The organism is Daejeonella sp., assembly GCF_030684675.1.
In the GTDB taxonomy this organism is placed as follows: Bacteria; Bacteroidota; Bacteroidia; order Sphingobacteriales; family Sphingobacteriaceae; genus Daejeonella.
On sequence record NZ_JAUXXZ010000043.1, the window covers coordinates 149729 to 163565 of the forward strand.

Annotated in this window: 14 protein-coding genes and 1 pseudogene; 5 read left to right on the forward strand and 10 right to left on the reverse strand. The window is 39.0% G+C overall.

Translation table 11 applies throughout. The features are described from left to right. Window positions 1–34 precede the first annotated feature (34 nt). Window positions 35–1774: a M14 family zinc carboxypeptidase gene (locus tag Q8M41_RS09410; RefSeq protein ID WP_305365004.1), complete on the forward strand. Its 1740-nt coding sequence runs from the start codon at window positions 35–37 to the stop codon at window positions 1772–1774. Then, entirely contained in the window at window positions 1774–2406 is a 633-nt protein-coding gene (locus tag Q8M41_RS09415; protein ID WP_305365005.1) for a rhomboid family intramembrane serine protease, read from the forward strand. Before Q8M41_RS09410 ends, Q8M41_RS09415 begins: the two co-directional genes overlap by 1 nt. A gap of 51 nt (window positions 2407–2457) precedes the next feature. Here the strand turns inward: Q8M41_RS09415 and Q8M41_RS09420 are convergent, their stop codons facing one another. From Q8M41_RS09420 to Q8M41_RS09440, 5 genes are all read right to left on the reverse strand, one after another. Then, the gene (locus Q8M41_RS09420; protein ID WP_305365006.1) at window positions 2458–3447 is read right to left on the reverse strand and encodes a hypothetical protein; all 990 of its coding nucleotides are present in this window, start codon (window positions 3445–3447) and stop codon (window positions 2458–2460) included. A gap of 30 nt (window positions 3448–3477) precedes the next feature. Continuing rightward, window positions 3478–4158, reverse strand: a complete 681-nt coding sequence (locus tag Q8M41_RS09425) for a hypothetical protein (RefSeq protein ID WP_305365007.1) — start codon at window positions 4156–4158, stop codon at window positions 3478–3480. Window positions 4159–4313: 155 nt separating this feature from the next. Next, window positions 4314–5069: a DUF2490 domain-containing protein gene (locus tag Q8M41_RS09430; RefSeq protein ID WP_305365008.1), complete on the reverse strand. Its 756-nt coding sequence runs from the start codon at window positions 5067–5069 to the stop codon at window positions 4314–4316. Window positions 5070–5194: 125 nt separating this feature from the next. Further along, window positions 5195–5836, reverse strand: a complete 642-nt coding sequence (locus Q8M41_RS09435; protein WP_305365009.1) for a carbonic anhydrase family protein — start codon at window positions 5834–5836, stop codon at window positions 5195–5197. Between the two features lie 5 nt (window positions 5837–5841). Beyond that, window positions 5842–7401 carry a SulP family inorganic anion transporter gene (locus Q8M41_RS09440; RefSeq protein WP_305365010.1) on the reverse strand — a complete coding sequence of 520 codons (1560 nt, stop codon included), beginning with the start codon at window positions 7399–7401 and terminating at the stop codon, window positions 5842–5844. A gap of 180 nt (window positions 7402–7581) precedes the next feature. Between Q8M41_RS09440 and Q8M41_RS09445 the strand changes: the two genes are divergently transcribed. After that, window positions 7582–8250 (forward strand): TetR/AcrR family transcriptional regulator, encoded by a 669-nt coding sequence (locus Q8M41_RS09445; RefSeq protein WP_305365011.1) that lies wholly within the window; start codon window positions 7582–7584, stop codon window positions 8248–8250. A 15-nt stretch (window positions 8251–8265) separates the two neighbouring features. On the opposite strand, the gene Q8M41_RS09450 is transcribed toward Q8M41_RS09445, so the two are convergent. Both Q8M41_RS09450 and Q8M41_RS09455 read right to left on the reverse strand, forming a co-directional pair. Further along, the gene (locus Q8M41_RS09450) at window positions 8266–9225 is read right to left on the reverse strand and encodes a nitrilase family protein (protein ID WP_305365012.1); all 960 of its coding nucleotides are present in this window, start codon (window positions 9223–9225) and stop codon (window positions 8266–8268) included. Between the two features lie 16 nt (window positions 9226–9241). After that, window positions 9242–9871 carry a hypothetical protein gene (locus Q8M41_RS09455; RefSeq protein ID WP_305365013.1) on the reverse strand — a complete coding sequence of 210 codons (630 nt, stop codon included), beginning with the start codon at window positions 9869–9871 and terminating at the stop codon, window positions 9242–9244. A 154-nt stretch (window positions 9872–10025) separates the two neighbouring features. Here Q8M41_RS09455 and Q8M41_RS09460 point away from each other — a divergent pair, with 154 nt between their 5' ends. After that, window positions 10026–11039 carry a dipeptide epimerase gene (locus tag Q8M41_RS09460; RefSeq protein WP_305365014.1) on the forward strand — a complete coding sequence of 338 codons (1014 nt, stop codon included), beginning with the start codon at window positions 10026–10028 and terminating at the stop codon, window positions 11037–11039. Window positions 11040–11051: 12 nt separating this feature from the next. Here the strand turns inward: Q8M41_RS09460 and Q8M41_RS09465 are convergent, their stop codons facing one another. Together Q8M41_RS09465 and Q8M41_RS09470 are read right to left on the reverse strand one after the other, a co-directional pair. After that, entirely contained in the window at window positions 11052–11246 is a 195-nt protein-coding gene (locus Q8M41_RS09465; RefSeq protein WP_305365015.1) for a DUF6358 family protein, read from the reverse strand. A 6-nt stretch (window positions 11247–11252) separates the two neighbouring features. After that, window positions 11253–11570 (reverse strand): rhodanese-like domain-containing protein, encoded by a 318-nt coding sequence (locus tag Q8M41_RS09470; RefSeq protein ID WP_305365016.1) that lies wholly within the window; start codon window positions 11568–11570, stop codon window positions 11253–11255. A gap of 127 nt (window positions 11571–11697) precedes the next feature. Between Q8M41_RS09470 and Q8M41_RS09475 the strand changes: the two genes are divergently transcribed. Further along, entirely contained in the window at window positions 11698–12804 is a 1107-nt protein-coding gene (locus Q8M41_RS09475) for a DUF4407 domain-containing protein (RefSeq protein ID WP_305365017.1), read from the forward strand. Between the two features lie 264 nt (window positions 12805–13068). Here Q8M41_RS09475 and tnpA read toward each other — a convergent pair. Beyond that, window positions 13069–13520 (reverse strand): annotated as a pseudogene (gene tnpA / locus Q8M41_RS18200) (IS200/IS605 family transposase). Between the last annotated feature and the right edge of the window lie 317 nt (window positions 13521–13837).

Here is a 13837-nt window from a genome sequence, read left to right on the forward strand (position 1 = left end):
GCTTGAGTATTGATCTTATATTTGTCGATCAGGTATGATTAGAAGGTTTAGTCTTTTATTGATCTTAATTAATGGTTTTCATATGGCAAATGCACAGATAAGTCCTTTTGAAAAAAACAAGGAATTAACTGCGACCTATCAGGAACTGATTAATTATTATCAGGTTCTTGATAAAAAGTATGAGCAGATGCGGATTTTCGATTGCGGGCAATGCGATATCGGAAAACCAATAAACCTGATTGTTCTTTCGGGGGATAAAATCTTTGATCCCATTGAAATCAGAAAGCAAAACAAAAGAATTCTATTGATTAATAATGGGATTCATCCGGGTGAACCTGAAGGGATAGATGCCAGCATGATACTTGTTCGTAAGCTGCTGGAAAAGAACTCAATCCCCCAAAATGTAGTGATCTGTATCATCCCTGTCTACAATATTGATGGAATGCTGAACAGAGGCCTTTCCAGAGTTAATCAGAATGGCCCCGAGTCATATGGTTTTAGGGGAAATTACCAGAATTTTGATCTCAACAGGGATTTTATAAAAGGTGATTCCAAAAATTCAAGAGTCTTTCAAACGATCTTTAATACCTGGCAGCCGGAAGTATTTATTGATAATCATACGAGCAATGGCGCTGATTATCAGTATATAATGACGCTCATCGCTCCTCAGAAGGACAAGCTCAATTCAGTACTTTCAGAATATTTAAGCAGTCGTATGCTACCTGATCTGTACAAAAAAATGAAGGCTTCGAACTTCGAAATGACCCCTTATGTAAATAGCATTGAAGAGACTCCGGACTCTGGAATTACAGGTTTTTTAGAGACAGCAAGGTATTCAACAGGATATGCTGCCTTACATAATACCATTGGTTTTATGCCCGAAACACATATGCTTAAACCATATCACCAGCGGGTTGATGGAACCTATAAGTTTATGGAGCATGTGATTGGAATTGTAGAGCGTGATGCGGATTTGATCGCCAAAAATAAGCAGAAAGCTGATGCGGATGTCAGGGCCCAGGTTTTATTTCCTCTGCAATGGACATTGGATGATAAAAGTTTTTCTTTGTTCAGGTTCAAAGGCTACGAGGCCAAATATAAAACCAGTGAGCTTAGCGGTACGTCAAGGCTCTATTATGATCAGAATGAGCCTTATGAAAAAGACATCCGTGTATTTGATCATTATTTACCTTCAGAGATAGTAAAAAAACCGCTAGCCTATATTATTCCGCAATCCTGGCAAAAGGTTATTGATCTGATGCTACTGAATGGTGTTCAGATGAAACGCTTTGCCGCGGATACGGAGATCGAATCGGAAATGTATTATATTGAAGATTATAAGACTCCTGGTAAACCCTTTGAGGGGCATTATCTTCATTCTCAGGTCAAACTTCGGACTGAAAATCAAAGAGTAAAATATTACGAGGGCGATTATATCGTTTATACTAATCAGGTAAAGAACAGATATATTGTTGAAACCCTTGAACCTCAGGGTGTAGATTCATTCTTTGCCTGGAATTTCTATGATTCAGTGCTGGGTCAGAAAGAACATTTCTCTGATTATGTTTTTGAGGATGAAGCAGCCCGACTAATAAAGCAGGATCCTGTATTGTTAGCCAGGCTTGATGAAGAGAAGAAAAAAAATCCCGCATTGCTGCAAAGCCCATCAGCACAACTTGATTGGGTGTACAGGAATTCAAAACATTACGAAAAAACACATTTGAGATACCCGGTAGGCCGTTTAATCAGTCCTGCTAAAATTGAATTACATTGATGGAGACTTATATTAACGATACCCCTGTTGCTACGATTATTTTTATTTTCACGATTGTTACCAGTATTTATGCCTTTTCGAATGCGGAGGTTTATGGAAAATTTATGCTTCACCCTTACAGTGTAAGCCGTGGGCGCCGACTATATAGTATGATTACCAGCGGACTTATTCATAAAGACTGGCCACACCTGCTGGTGAATATGTTATCCTATTATTTCTTCGCGTTCACTCTTGAAAAAACCTTTGTTTCACTGAGTAGTTGGGGTCATTTTCAGTTTGGATTATTATACATTGTAAGCATTATTTTGAGTGATATCACTTCTATTTTTAAGCATAAGGAGCATTTCTGGTTTAACAGTCTTGGGGCCTCCGGTGCTGTTTGTGCGGTAGTATTCAGCTATATTTTATTCTATCCAATGAATAAAATGATGATCTTCCCAATACCCATTCCTATTCCTGCGGTTTTGTACGGATTTCTGTTTCTTGGTTATTGTGTATATGCTTCCCGTAATTCAAAAGATGCAATTAATCACGATGCTCACTTCTACGGTGCACTGACCGGAGTTTTATTTACAATTATTTACTACCCGGATATTGCTGGCTATTTTGTTAATCAGCTAACCGGAGGATGATTTCCTGGTTTAAAACAAACCTATCTCAATATTAAATTGATAGACAGAGTTTTATGATGGCAAATCAACAGATTCGGCCGGAATAAACTCCTTATTTTTATTCAGAAGATATGTCAGGGGATTTTCAGGATCTTTCAGAATCTCAAATAAGAGGATACCCCATGGTTTCCAGAAATTTTCCAATACCTGGGCATAGGTTTTATTTTGCCAGAAATCAAAAAGTGGCTTATTGCTCATTCCCCGCAAGGGCATGGCCTCAATATAAATTGCCTCTTCGGTTGGCATGATAGTGTATTCCGGTAAGCGGTTAAACAGGTAATTGGAATAAAAAAACCGCGCGAAAACTTCCTCCAATTGTGCAGGATGTATTGATTTACCTAATAGTTTTGAAAGAATTTCCTTGTGATAAATCGCATTGGTACCATTATCCTGCAGGCAGGCTATGATTCCAAAATCCTTCATTGCTAAAGAGAAGGTGAGCGTATTAATCTCATCACGGTAGTTGAACAGGTCCTTGCTGCTCTCAAGTTTGAAGACTCGTATGCTCCAGGGATTATTACCTTCAAATATTATTGGTTGAATAAGCGACTGAAGCATAAGATGAAGGTTGCCAAACTTATGAATCAGGGATTGTGAGAGGATAAACTCTTCATTTTTAGCTTTCTGCTGCATCATGCCAATGCGGATTTCATTGAAAAGAATGCCATAAACCATTTTGGCAATCCATTGAAATAATCTTAACTCGGGTAATTGCTTAACTGAATCATATCCTGCTAAAAAGGCAGTTCTTATTTCTTCGTCCAGGGGCTCTATAGCCTGTTCATAAATTTTCCCTGAGCAGGGTAGTTTCATGTCGCTGTAAGTCGACATACTTTCATCGAGAAGTTTGAATGGCTTATCCTGAAGATCATATTCCTGCATCAGCCAGAGCGGAAATACAGTGATTTCCTCTTCAGCCGACTGAAGTTTTTCGCCGCTCAGGAAGCAGAATTGTTTACTGAAATTTAATCGTTCGAAAGGTTTGTACAATTTAATCGCCATGCCTGGCAAAGGTAGTAAACCCGCTTATTTTTATTGGGGGACTTTAGTTTTCGAATCGTAAAATTTTCGAATTTCATCGGCTATGCGACGGATCATTTCCTGTTTTGATAAAATCAGAATATAATCATCCTCTGTAATTTCATTTATCATTCCTCTTGATATGCTGATTGAAGGATCCAATGCCCTCATATCACCTTGAATATTATCAACATAGGAATTTACATAATTGTAGTTGGCGACAAATGTTTTTTGAAATTTTACCGGCGGTTCAGCCTTAATCGATAAGGATGTTTTAAATCGCGCATTTGTTCTTTGCTGGATCTGAACAATATCAACGCTTGCTGTAACTGTCTGGTAAACAGGTTTCCCGTTTGAATCTGTGCCTGCTACAATGTTACGGCTTACCCTTCTTCTGGAAACCCGCTCATCTTTTGGCCAGAGCATAAAATTTTCAATATCAATATTGAGAACTACTTCCGGATTTTCATCTGGTTCTACAAGCACAAAATTTACACTCTGAAACTGTTCTATTGCATTCAGCAGCTGAAAGCGGTAATAACCCAGGTTGATATAATTTGTATTCGCACTGCTTTCGGCCTGAATATTTATTGCGATTGGAACGTCAATTTTTGGTACTCTGGGTTTTTTTTGTGTCTTGCAGGAGATGCCAGAAAAGATCAGAATGCAAAAAACTAATGTGAGCTTTTTCATAATATGCCGTGTAGTGAACCCTTTAATAACTAAGTAGTTACAACTAATTACTAATTAACGGGAATACTGAGACAATATTGGATAATACTCAGTAAAAAATACTCATCTCAGATTTTTACAATGTATGAAAACTAATTTTAGCGATATAAGATGAGCTAAAAATTTAGAATCGTGCTCAAAAGAATTCCTTTATTATCCTGAAATACATTCCTGCCGTTAACTTCTCTGGATAATTGTGCTATCTGATTCAAATAACCTGCTTCAATACGGGCTTTTGCTGAAAGTCGGTAACCAAGGAGGATTGCCAGCCTGTTCTGGTCGAATATATTTTCATTGACGTTTTTGCCAAATCCGATTAGAATTTCATCATAAAATGCCAGGTAAGGGGTTTTATCAGCAATAGTTCTTCCTTTTAGCGGAATATTTGTTCTGAACATATATCTCATTCTGTTCCAGAACACAAAATCATCTTCTTTTGTTAATGAAGCGTTTGTGTATCTGCCAATCCATCTTTGTTCGAGCATGAAGCGGTGGCTGAATTCAAATATTCCTGATTTATCGTTTAATGTAGCCATCTGGTAAATCCGGTGTTCTGTAAATTGTTTTCCCAGGTTATTGAGAGGAATGTCGCCATAATTATAGGTTTCTGCGAGGGCATAGCCAGCCCTTAAACTAAGCTTATTGTTCAGGGTATAGTTGATTCCTGTTCTGATGAGGTTTTGCTGGGGATCAGAAATCAGACGATCCCTTCGAAGCTGCAGCTCGGTGTGGAGACTCCATTTCTGATCTAATCGTATAGTTCCGCTATATGCCAGCCAGCCGATTGTATTCCTGTCAGTTATTCTGGTACTCTGCGCAAAGGCAACGATTGTAAAAAGACTTAAAAAGGTAGCTAAAAGTATCTTTTTCATGCGGCTAATTTCAGAAAATTGTTTTAAAGGTGAATGTCTGGCAAATAGGACTGGTTCACAAATAGATTCGGGGTGTCTCCGGTAAAACTTACCGAATCACCCCCGAACTATATATGCATAAAAGATTAATTGATGATCTGGGTGTCCTTGTAAAACTCCACTACACCAGTAGTGATATCGTGTGTACCACCAACAATACCAATCTGTCCGGCTTCGATCATTTCTTTGAGAATCGGACTTCTTTCCATTATTCCTTTTACCGTACGTTTCACATTGATTGCAGAAACTTTTTCAACAAATTCTGCATTGGATGAGTTTCTCTGAGAAATCACGGTGGTTTCATCATCTACCGCCGGCCTGATTTTGGTTAAAAGTGAGGTGAGATTACCCATTTCAACATGATCGCAGGCACCTTTAACTGCACCACATTTAGTATGGCCCAATACCACGATGATCTTCGAACCTGCTACCTTACATCCAAATTCCATGCTTCCAAGGATATCCTCATTCAGGATATTTCCTGCAATCCGAACACTGAATACGTCTCCCAGACCCTGATCAAAGATCAGTTCTGCAGATGTTCTTGAATCGATGCAGCTCAAAATAACTGCGAATGGATGCTGCCCATCTGAGGTCTCATTAGCCTGCTGTAATAAATTCCTGTTTACTTTGAGGTTATTTACAAAGCGCTTATTACCTTCTATCAATAGCTCTAGCGCCTGAGCCGGTGAAATGGCTTCCTGTAATTCTTTAGTTAGTGTTTTCATCTTTTTTAGCTTGTAATTTGTGGTTCTATAAAATTGACTGTTTCTACTTGTATATTTTTGGTTTTTGCATTTGTCCGAAAGTTAATGATCAGCTCTATGACATCATGTGCTATGGATTTAGACCGTGTACAATCGATAATCACTTTTGAGTTTTCAGGAATTTCATCTAAGGCTTTCAAAACGCTCGCTTTGTTAAAGAAGGAAACCTCTTCTGCCAATTCCATGTGATAAATCTGTATTCCTTCTGCTTTATTTAAGCTGGTTTTTAAATGATGCGAATTCCGGTAACTGTGTTTTAAGGTATAGAATATACCAAATAGCATTCCTATGGTAATTCCCATCAGCAAATCAGTTAAGAGAATGGCAATTATGGTTGCCATGAACGGTACAAATTGTTCCCAACCTAAGCGGTACATCTGCTTGAAAAGTTCGGGCTTAGCCAGTTTATATCCTACCATAATCAAAATAGCTGCGAGACTGGCAAGTGGAATCATATTCAATAAACCCGCAATTGTCAGCGCACTAATCAGGAGAAAAATGCCATGGAGAATTGCCGACATTTTTGTCTTTCCACCAAAAGAGATGTTTGCAGAACTGCGTACGATTACTTGTGTAATAGGCAATCCACCAATTAATCCTGACACGATGTTCCCTAATCCCTGAGCTTTTAACTCCCTGTTTGTAGGTGTTACCCGTTTATCAGGATCCAGTTTATCGGTAGCTTCAACACAAAGCAAGGTTTCAAGGCTCGCTACAATTGCTAAAACCACTGCGATTTTGTAAACCTCCGGATTGCTGAGCTGTGTGAAATCGGGTAAAGTAAACTGTGTGAAGAATTCCGCAAGGTTTTGAGCTACAGGAAGTTGTACTACCTGATCACTTGCCAGGGTAAAGTTCAACATTCCATTTTGGAACATGTAATTCATCACAATACCCAGAAATACTACAACAATTGGCCCCTGAATTAACTGGAAAATCTTATGTTTTTTGGTTAGAACTGTATCCCATAAGATCAGAATAGCAATCGAAATGGCTGCTATTAAAACCGCTCCCGGTGTCACCAGGTCAAAAGCTTTGCTGATAGCAGAGAAAGTGTTCTCCCCATCTGCCTGCAAAAAAGCATCATCGCCTTCGGCATCTTTGTCGTACCCCAAAGCATGCGGTATCTGTTTAAGAATGATCAGCAAACCAATACCGGTAAGCATTCCCTTGATAACAGAAGTCGGAAAGAAGTAAGCAATGAAACCTGCTTTTGCAAATCCCATGGCTAATTGAATTATCCCTGCAATCACTACCGACAGGAGAAAGGCAGGCCATGATCCCAGTGCAGCTATCGAGGTAAGTACGATTACAGCCAGTCCGGCGGCCGGGCCGCTAACACCCAGAGGTGATCCGCTTGCAATTCCAACAATAATTCCACCAACTATACCGGCAATAATTCCAGAAAATAGCGGTGCTCCTGATGCAAGTGCAATACCGAGACAAAGAGGCACTGCAACAAAAAATACGACTATACTGGCAGGCAGGTCATTTTTTATTTCTTTAAACATGTTTCTTGATTCCATTTTTTTAAATCTTTTGTTTAGTTTAACGATACGAAGATAGCATTAATATTTTAAATGATAGTATTACTATTTCATTTAATTGTAAAACTTTTATCTATTTTTGCAAAGCAGAAATAAATGAAAGCAATTTGTGTTTAAGATTTACAGATCAGAGCGATGGAATTACAACTTCAAATAAAGATGAATGAAAAACTGTTTGTTCGTAATCCCGAACAAACAGAACTTGGAAGAAAGATAATTCAGTTCAGTATTCAGCTCATCCAGGAAAATGGTTTTGAATCCTTTACTTTCAAGAAACTTGCAGAAGAGATTGGTTCTACCGAAGCAGGTATTTACAGATATTTTGAAAATAAACATCGTTTACTGATTTATCTGACAGCATGGTACTGGAGCTGGCTGGAATTCAGGGTTACTTTCCATCTGAATAATATTTCTGACCCTAATATAAAACTGAAAAAGCTGATCCAGCTTCTTGCAGCCAATGTTGTTGATGATGACAGCACAATGTATGTTAATGAGAGTCTTTTGCATCAGATAATCATTGCCGAGGGCTCAAAAGCATATCTGACTAAGCATGTATCAGAGGATAACAAGGACAGATTATTCAAGCCTTATAAAGATCTTTGTTCTTTGATTGCCGGAATTATACTAGAATACAACAGTAATTATACTCACCCCCGTTCTCTTGCGAGTACGATTATTGAGATGGCACATTTGCAGGTATTTTTCATGCATAACCTTCCTTCATTAACAGACTTTGGTGAGAGCAAGAATGAACAGCTGGTGGTTGAATATATTGAAGATTTGGTATTCTGCAGTATCCGCAATCATACCAGCAGGCGTGATTAGTTCAATTAGAATCGCTCATTTATCTTCTTCAGAATTTAGCCATACCACATTTAGTTCGGGCTGGTGCCCCTGCCCTAATATGCTGCGGTAGAGGTCCGGCCTTCGGGCCTTAGTATAACGGTAGCCACCGGCCTGTTTAAGTTTTTCGGGTATCAAAGTTGTGCTGACCAGGGAGTCTTCAAAGGTTCGACACTCAGCCACAATATCTCCAAAAGGGTCGATAATCATTGAACATCCGTTTTTTAGCTGATCATCGTCCATCCCGATAGGATTTGAGAAAATTGCATAAATTCCATTATCATAGGCTCTGGAAGGCAGCCATTTCATCAGCCATTCCCTTCCTTTCATACCATCAAATTCAAGGCGAAGGGAGGTTGGATCATTTTCCCGATTGTACCATAATTGAGGATCCACAAAACCAGCACCTGGGCGGGTAGAGGGAGTACACATGGTTACGTGCGGCATAAAGATGATATTGGCGCCGAGCAATACTGTTGCCCTTACATTTTCAATGACATTATTATCATAACAGATCAAAATGCCGCACTTCCATCCATGAATGTCAAAGACGGTGTAACTGTTACCCGGACTTAAATGCGGATTGATAAAGGGATGTAATTTTCTATGTTTTGCCAGCAGGCCGTTTTTATCAACACAGACATAGGCCTTAAATAAATTTCCTTCGATATCCCTCTCAAAAAGTCCGGCAAGGATTGTAATATCATATTTTTCTGCAATCTCAGTCAAACGAAGTATGCTCGGCCCGTCGGGGATGAGTTCAGCGAGGTCAAGCATTTGTTCCCTTGAAAGTTTTCTGGCAAAAGTATAGCCGGTAATTGAGCATTCGTGAAAAGTGATTACTTTTGAGCCCCCTGTGGCGGCCTCTTTTGCCAACTTTTCAATCACTGATAAATTGTAGGCTTTATCGCCACTTTTATTTTCGAATTGCGCGGTCGCTATTTTTAATTTTTCCATTTTAACAAGGTCTCAATTACATTTCCTCAACTGCTTCAAGCGTCACATTCCTTTGTAAGCAGTAAATCATTTTACGATAACTGTACAAAAGGCAGTAGTTTAAAGCTGTCCAAATAACCAGCATTGTACTAAAATTAAAATTTGATAATGACAATTGTCTTGAGGTAATATTATACTTCTGTAGAAAAAACAATAAAGTAAAAACCATAGCCGGAAGAAAAGCAGCAAGAGTATATTTTCTAAGTCCGGAGTAAATGATCATACCTGTTAAGAGGAGGATGATCCAAATCCCCGTAATAATATAAAATTGAAAATCAGAGAGCTTCCAATAGCTTTCGAAGCTGCTGTTTTTTGAGAAAATAAACCAAAGTGAAAACAATAGAACAGGCAAAAAGCATATTGCAGCCTGGTTTTTAAGGTCTTTAAACGTCTTGAGCCCGATAGCAAGTATGACAAAGTTGAAGCAGGTCAGAATCAATATCAAAGGAATATATAAAAGTACTGCAGAAATCAGATAATAAAGGGCAATAGCTAAAGGAGTACTTAAATCACCTCCTTCCGAAACATAGAAAGCGGATATAACTAATAATGAAAAAGCAGCCAATAGGATGATATGATACTTAATCAGCCTGATTAATTTATTCACGAGCTTCGCTGTTTAATATAGTGCAATATAAATCATTTATAGAGGCAATTGCCTGCAATTTGTCAGGTTTATCAATAGATTGTTCCCACAGGCTACAAAAATTTGTTAGCAGATAATATATATTTCGTTATTTCGTGCATCATAAATCATTCTCATGAAGATCAGTTATAAACCTTTTGAACTCAATCTGAGGCACCCTTTCACTATCGCAAAATTTTCACGTACCTCTACTCCGATCATGCTGATGGAAATTAGTCATGAAGGTTTTACAGGTTATGGGGAGGCATCGATGGTGCCTTACATGGGCGAGAATATTGAAACTGCAAATGCGTTCATGTCAAAAGTTGATCTTTCATGGCTTAAAGCCCCATTCAATTTTGATGAACTGATTGCTTATCTGGATGGTATTGCTCCCGGAAATCCTAATATTAAAGCAGCTATTGATATTTCTTTGCAGGATCTGCGGGGTAAGATTGAACAAAAGGCCTGTTATAAATATTTTAATACTGACCCTGCTAAAATGCCCCCAACCTCCTATACTCTTGGAATTGACACCCCTGAAGTTTTACTTCGCAAAATTAAAGAAGGGGGAAATTGCCATATTATTAAAGTAAAACTGGGAAGAGATAATGATAAGGAACTGATCAATACTATTCGTTCTGCAACTGATAAACCACTGTATGTAGATGCTAATCAGGGCTGGACAGACAGGCAACAGGGTCTTGATATGGTCTTATGGCTGCATGAACAGGGTGTGGTATTAATTGAACAGCCTATGGCAAAAGATGACCCTGATTCAAATGCCTGGATCACCGAAAGAAGTCCGGTTGCAATTGTAGGTGATGAATCTGTTCAACGCTTTGCAGATGTTGAAAAAGCCAAAGGGGTTTACCATGGTATCAATATGAAGCTGATGAAAAGTGCGGGTATGCACGAAGGTTATCGCATAATCATGAAAGCAAAAGAACTGGGATTGAAAACCATGATTGGTTGTATGAGCGAGACCAGCTGCGGTACTCTTGCTGCTGCTGCCCTGGCTCCTTTGTGCGACTGGGCAGATCTCGACGGACCATTCTTAACCAGCAATAATCCCTATAAAGACCCTGAATTTAAAGATGGGAAGTGGGTTTTATCAGATGCCCCGGGATTGGGACTAATCAAGTCTTGAGTTGTTCCCGGTTTATTTCTGATTTTTCCTGGTCAAACTTCTGACACTCTTAACCAGCCTGAATTTAAGATAAATCAGCATGGCAAGCGGTGGTATTCCGGCAAATACATAAAGATAGAAAGAGTTTTTCACGGCCCATGCAATACACATCACCAGAACAATGATAGCCACATTCAGAAAAATGTTTAATAAGACTTTTTTTAGCATATTGAATTAATATACCTGCATATCTGGCTCGTACTCTGCTTTCCAGGCCAGAATACCACCTTTCAGGTTATACAGGTTTGAATATCCCAATTGCTGTTCAAGCTGATTCAAAGCTGCAGCACTTCTTGCACCACTACGGCATTGGATGATAACAGGCTTATCCTTACTGATCTTTGAAGCCTCAAGAATAACACCCGCTAGTGGTATATTCAGACCATTCAGATTAGACATCTCATATTCAAAAGTCTCGCGAACATCGATTAATTGAAAATCTTCATTATTGTCGATTTTTTGCTTTAGCTCCTGTACTGTGATTTCTTTCATATCGCTTTAATTTGTAGTGTAAAGGTACGATTTTCTTAAATATTAATGATAATACAATCTTATCCATTCGGGCGTTTAATAGACGGAGTTCTGTAACAAATTGACCTTCCGGACGTCTTATTATGTAATGAAAAAGCTAACTGATTTCTTTTGGTTCTGTTCCGGAGCACATAGAGACACCCTTCTGAAGTATCCTACCGAGCATAATAAATACGTAGGCATAGGCGCCACTATATTTTTTACGGCTCTGTTCGCTTCGCTTTCTGGAGGGTATGCCATGTACTTCGTTTTTGCGGGAACTGAAACTGCAGTGCCTTTCGCTTTCCTTTTCGGTTTAATATGGGGACTTGCTATTTTCAATATGGACCGTTATATAGTTTCCAGTATCAGTAAAAGCGGGACAACCTGGCATCAGATATTACAGGCTACTCCCAGAATACTTCTGGCAATAATGATCGGAATCGTGATCTCCAGGCCTCTGGAGCTCAAAATATTTGATAAGGAGATCCGGCAGCAGTTAAAAACAAGTTACCTGAACCTGCAGCGTGCCAGAATAGATACCCTGAATCGTACTTTCGACCAGAAGTATGCACAGGAACTGCAGAAAACCTCGAATTTTAAAACAGAAAAAGATTCTTTGGAAAAGGACATTAACCGTTCCAGATACATTCTGAACCAGGAAGTTTTTGGCGATAAAACGAATCAAACATCCGGTATTACGGGTTACGGTACCTATGCCAAGCAAAAAGAATCAATTGTTGTACAAAAAGAATTAAGACTGGAACTTCTTCGTAAAGAACTTGCATCGATGGATACCTTCTTTAGCAAGCGGAAAGAGCTTGAAGGGCTGGCGCAACAAAGAATGTTCAGCAGCAAACAGCTCGATAGTCTGGCTAATGTTGCCGGTTTTGCCGACAGGAACAGGGCTTTGGGACAGCTAAGCTATAATGAGGATGGCAGCCGCGATATGGATAATTATCTTGCTATTTCCTTCATTGCTTTTCTGTTCATCCTCTTTGAATGTCTGCCGGTCTTTGTAAAACTGATGAGCAATAAAGGCCCTTATGATGTGGCTTTACAGAATATCGATGATACAGCCATCCATCATTCAGATAAAACCAAAGATCTGGATATATCCCTGATCGACGGTGTTCACGATACCAGGGTCAGCACCGGGATAAGCCGGGAGAAAAGGGCAATTGAAAGTCAAGATGAAAGCGGTTCGGGAGTATAGTCCCCTAATATTATGTCACTCATTAATTAACAAATAGAGTTTCAATAAATTTACCCTTGCATCGTCACAGTTAAACTGCAATTTTATTTTAGTGTCCATGTATTCCCAGTAGGATTTTTCAATAGGCTCCAGCTTTAGCTGGAGTTAATGAGTGTGTTCGTTATCGGGCCAGTCCGAACGGAGTTCATCCGGGCGGGCTTCAGCCCAATATTCTACAACATTTGAAGAACAATTACATTGGGCTTTAGCCCGATTGATAGAACATTAACCTCTTCTGATTTGATTGAACCCCAGTTTTTCAACAAAAGCCTTATATTCTTCTTCAAATGATTTTTTCTGATGATGCCTTTCCTGATTTTTAATGTATTCTCTTACCATTGCTAAATTGGATTCAGAAACAGAAATTGCCAGGTATTCATCCTGCCATTCAAATTTTGATGCAAACGAATTGGTAAATCCCCCTCTCAGGTTTATCCATCTCGAAGATTCCCCTTTGATATTTGCAGAACATCCTTAATACATTGATCGCTTTTTAAAGAAACAAGACAATGGCAATGGTCATCATATCCGTCTATGGTATCTATATAGATATTTTTCTTTTTTGAATTATGGCGAATGTGATCCCATAGCTCATTCCGGAATTCCGATGATTTTAGAAATGGAATTCGATTTTTCGTGCTCCAAACACAATGGATAGTTATTTTTATAAATGACATTTCAGGTATTTAGACTACAATATTTGAAAGTTTTGGAAAAATAAAAATTCGGGTTAGTGAATGGTAGATGTGGATTACTTATCGGTATTCCGGCGCTGAAGCACCGGTATTTGATCCGTTCTGGTCGCCTAGGTTTTGGGCTAAAGCCCGATCTGAAGACCGTATCTTCACCCGGTGCTCTAGTGCTTGTTGCGCAACCCTGCGCTGAAAGATTCAACATTGTAGGTGTTAGTGAGCATATTATTGGGTGATAGGTAGCAGATTAAACCATCCCCTGTAAAAGAGAGCTACACTGTTAGTAAAGTCATTAAAGCTGA

What these genes read in the sequence shown, in the direction of transcription:
- Q8M41_RS09460 (WP_305365014.1), top strand. Translation starts at nt 10,026, where the DNA reads ATGAAGATCAGTTATAAACCTTTTGAACTCAATCTGAGGCACCCTTTC.
- Q8M41_RS09410 (WP_305365004.1), top strand. Translation starts at nt 35, where the DNA reads ATGATTAGAAGGTTTAGTCTTTTATTGATCTTAATTAATGGTTTTCAT.
- Q8M41_RS09470 (WP_305365016.1), bottom strand. Translation starts at nt 11,570, where the DNA reads ATGAAAGAAATCACAGTACAGGAGCTAAAGCAAAAAATCGACAATAAT.
- Q8M41_RS09440 (WP_305365010.1), bottom strand. Translation starts at nt 7,401, where the DNA reads ATGGAATCAAGAAACATGTTTAAAGAAATAAAAAATGACCTGCCTGCC.
- Q8M41_RS09420 (WP_305365006.1), bottom strand. Translation starts at nt 3,447, where the DNA reads ATGGCGATTAAATTGTACAAACCTTTCGAACGATTAAATTTCAGTAAA.
- Q8M41_RS09465 (WP_305365015.1), bottom strand. Translation starts at nt 11,246, where the DNA reads ATGCTAAAAAAAGTCTTATTAAACATTTTTCTGAATGTGGCTATCATT.
- Q8M41_RS09430 (WP_305365008.1), bottom strand. Translation starts at nt 5,069, where the DNA reads ATGAAAAAGATACTTTTAGCTACCTTTTTAAGTCTTTTTACAATCGTT.
- Q8M41_RS09475 (WP_305365017.1), top strand. Translation starts at nt 11,698, where the DNA reads ATGAAAAAGCTAACTGATTTCTTTTGGTTCTGTTCCGGAGCACATAGA.
- Q8M41_RS09425 (WP_305365007.1), bottom strand. Translation starts at nt 4,158, where the DNA reads ATGAAAAAGCTCACATTAGTTTTTTGCATTCTGATCTTTTCTGGCATC.
- Q8M41_RS09445 (WP_305365011.1), top strand. Translation starts at nt 7,582, where the DNA reads ATGAATGAAAAACTGTTTGTTCGTAATCCCGAACAAACAGAACTTGGA.
- Q8M41_RS09450 (WP_305365012.1), bottom strand. Translation starts at nt 9,225, where the DNA reads ATGGAAAAATTAAAAATAGCGACCGCGCAATTCGAAAATAAAAGTGGC.
- Q8M41_RS09415 (WP_305365005.1), top strand. Translation starts at nt 1,774, where the DNA reads ATGGAGACTTATATTAACGATACCCCTGTTGCTACGATTATTTTTATT.
- Q8M41_RS09435 (WP_305365009.1), bottom strand. Translation starts at nt 5,836, where the DNA reads ATGAAAACACTAACTAAAGAATTACAGGAAGCCATTTCACCGGCTCAG.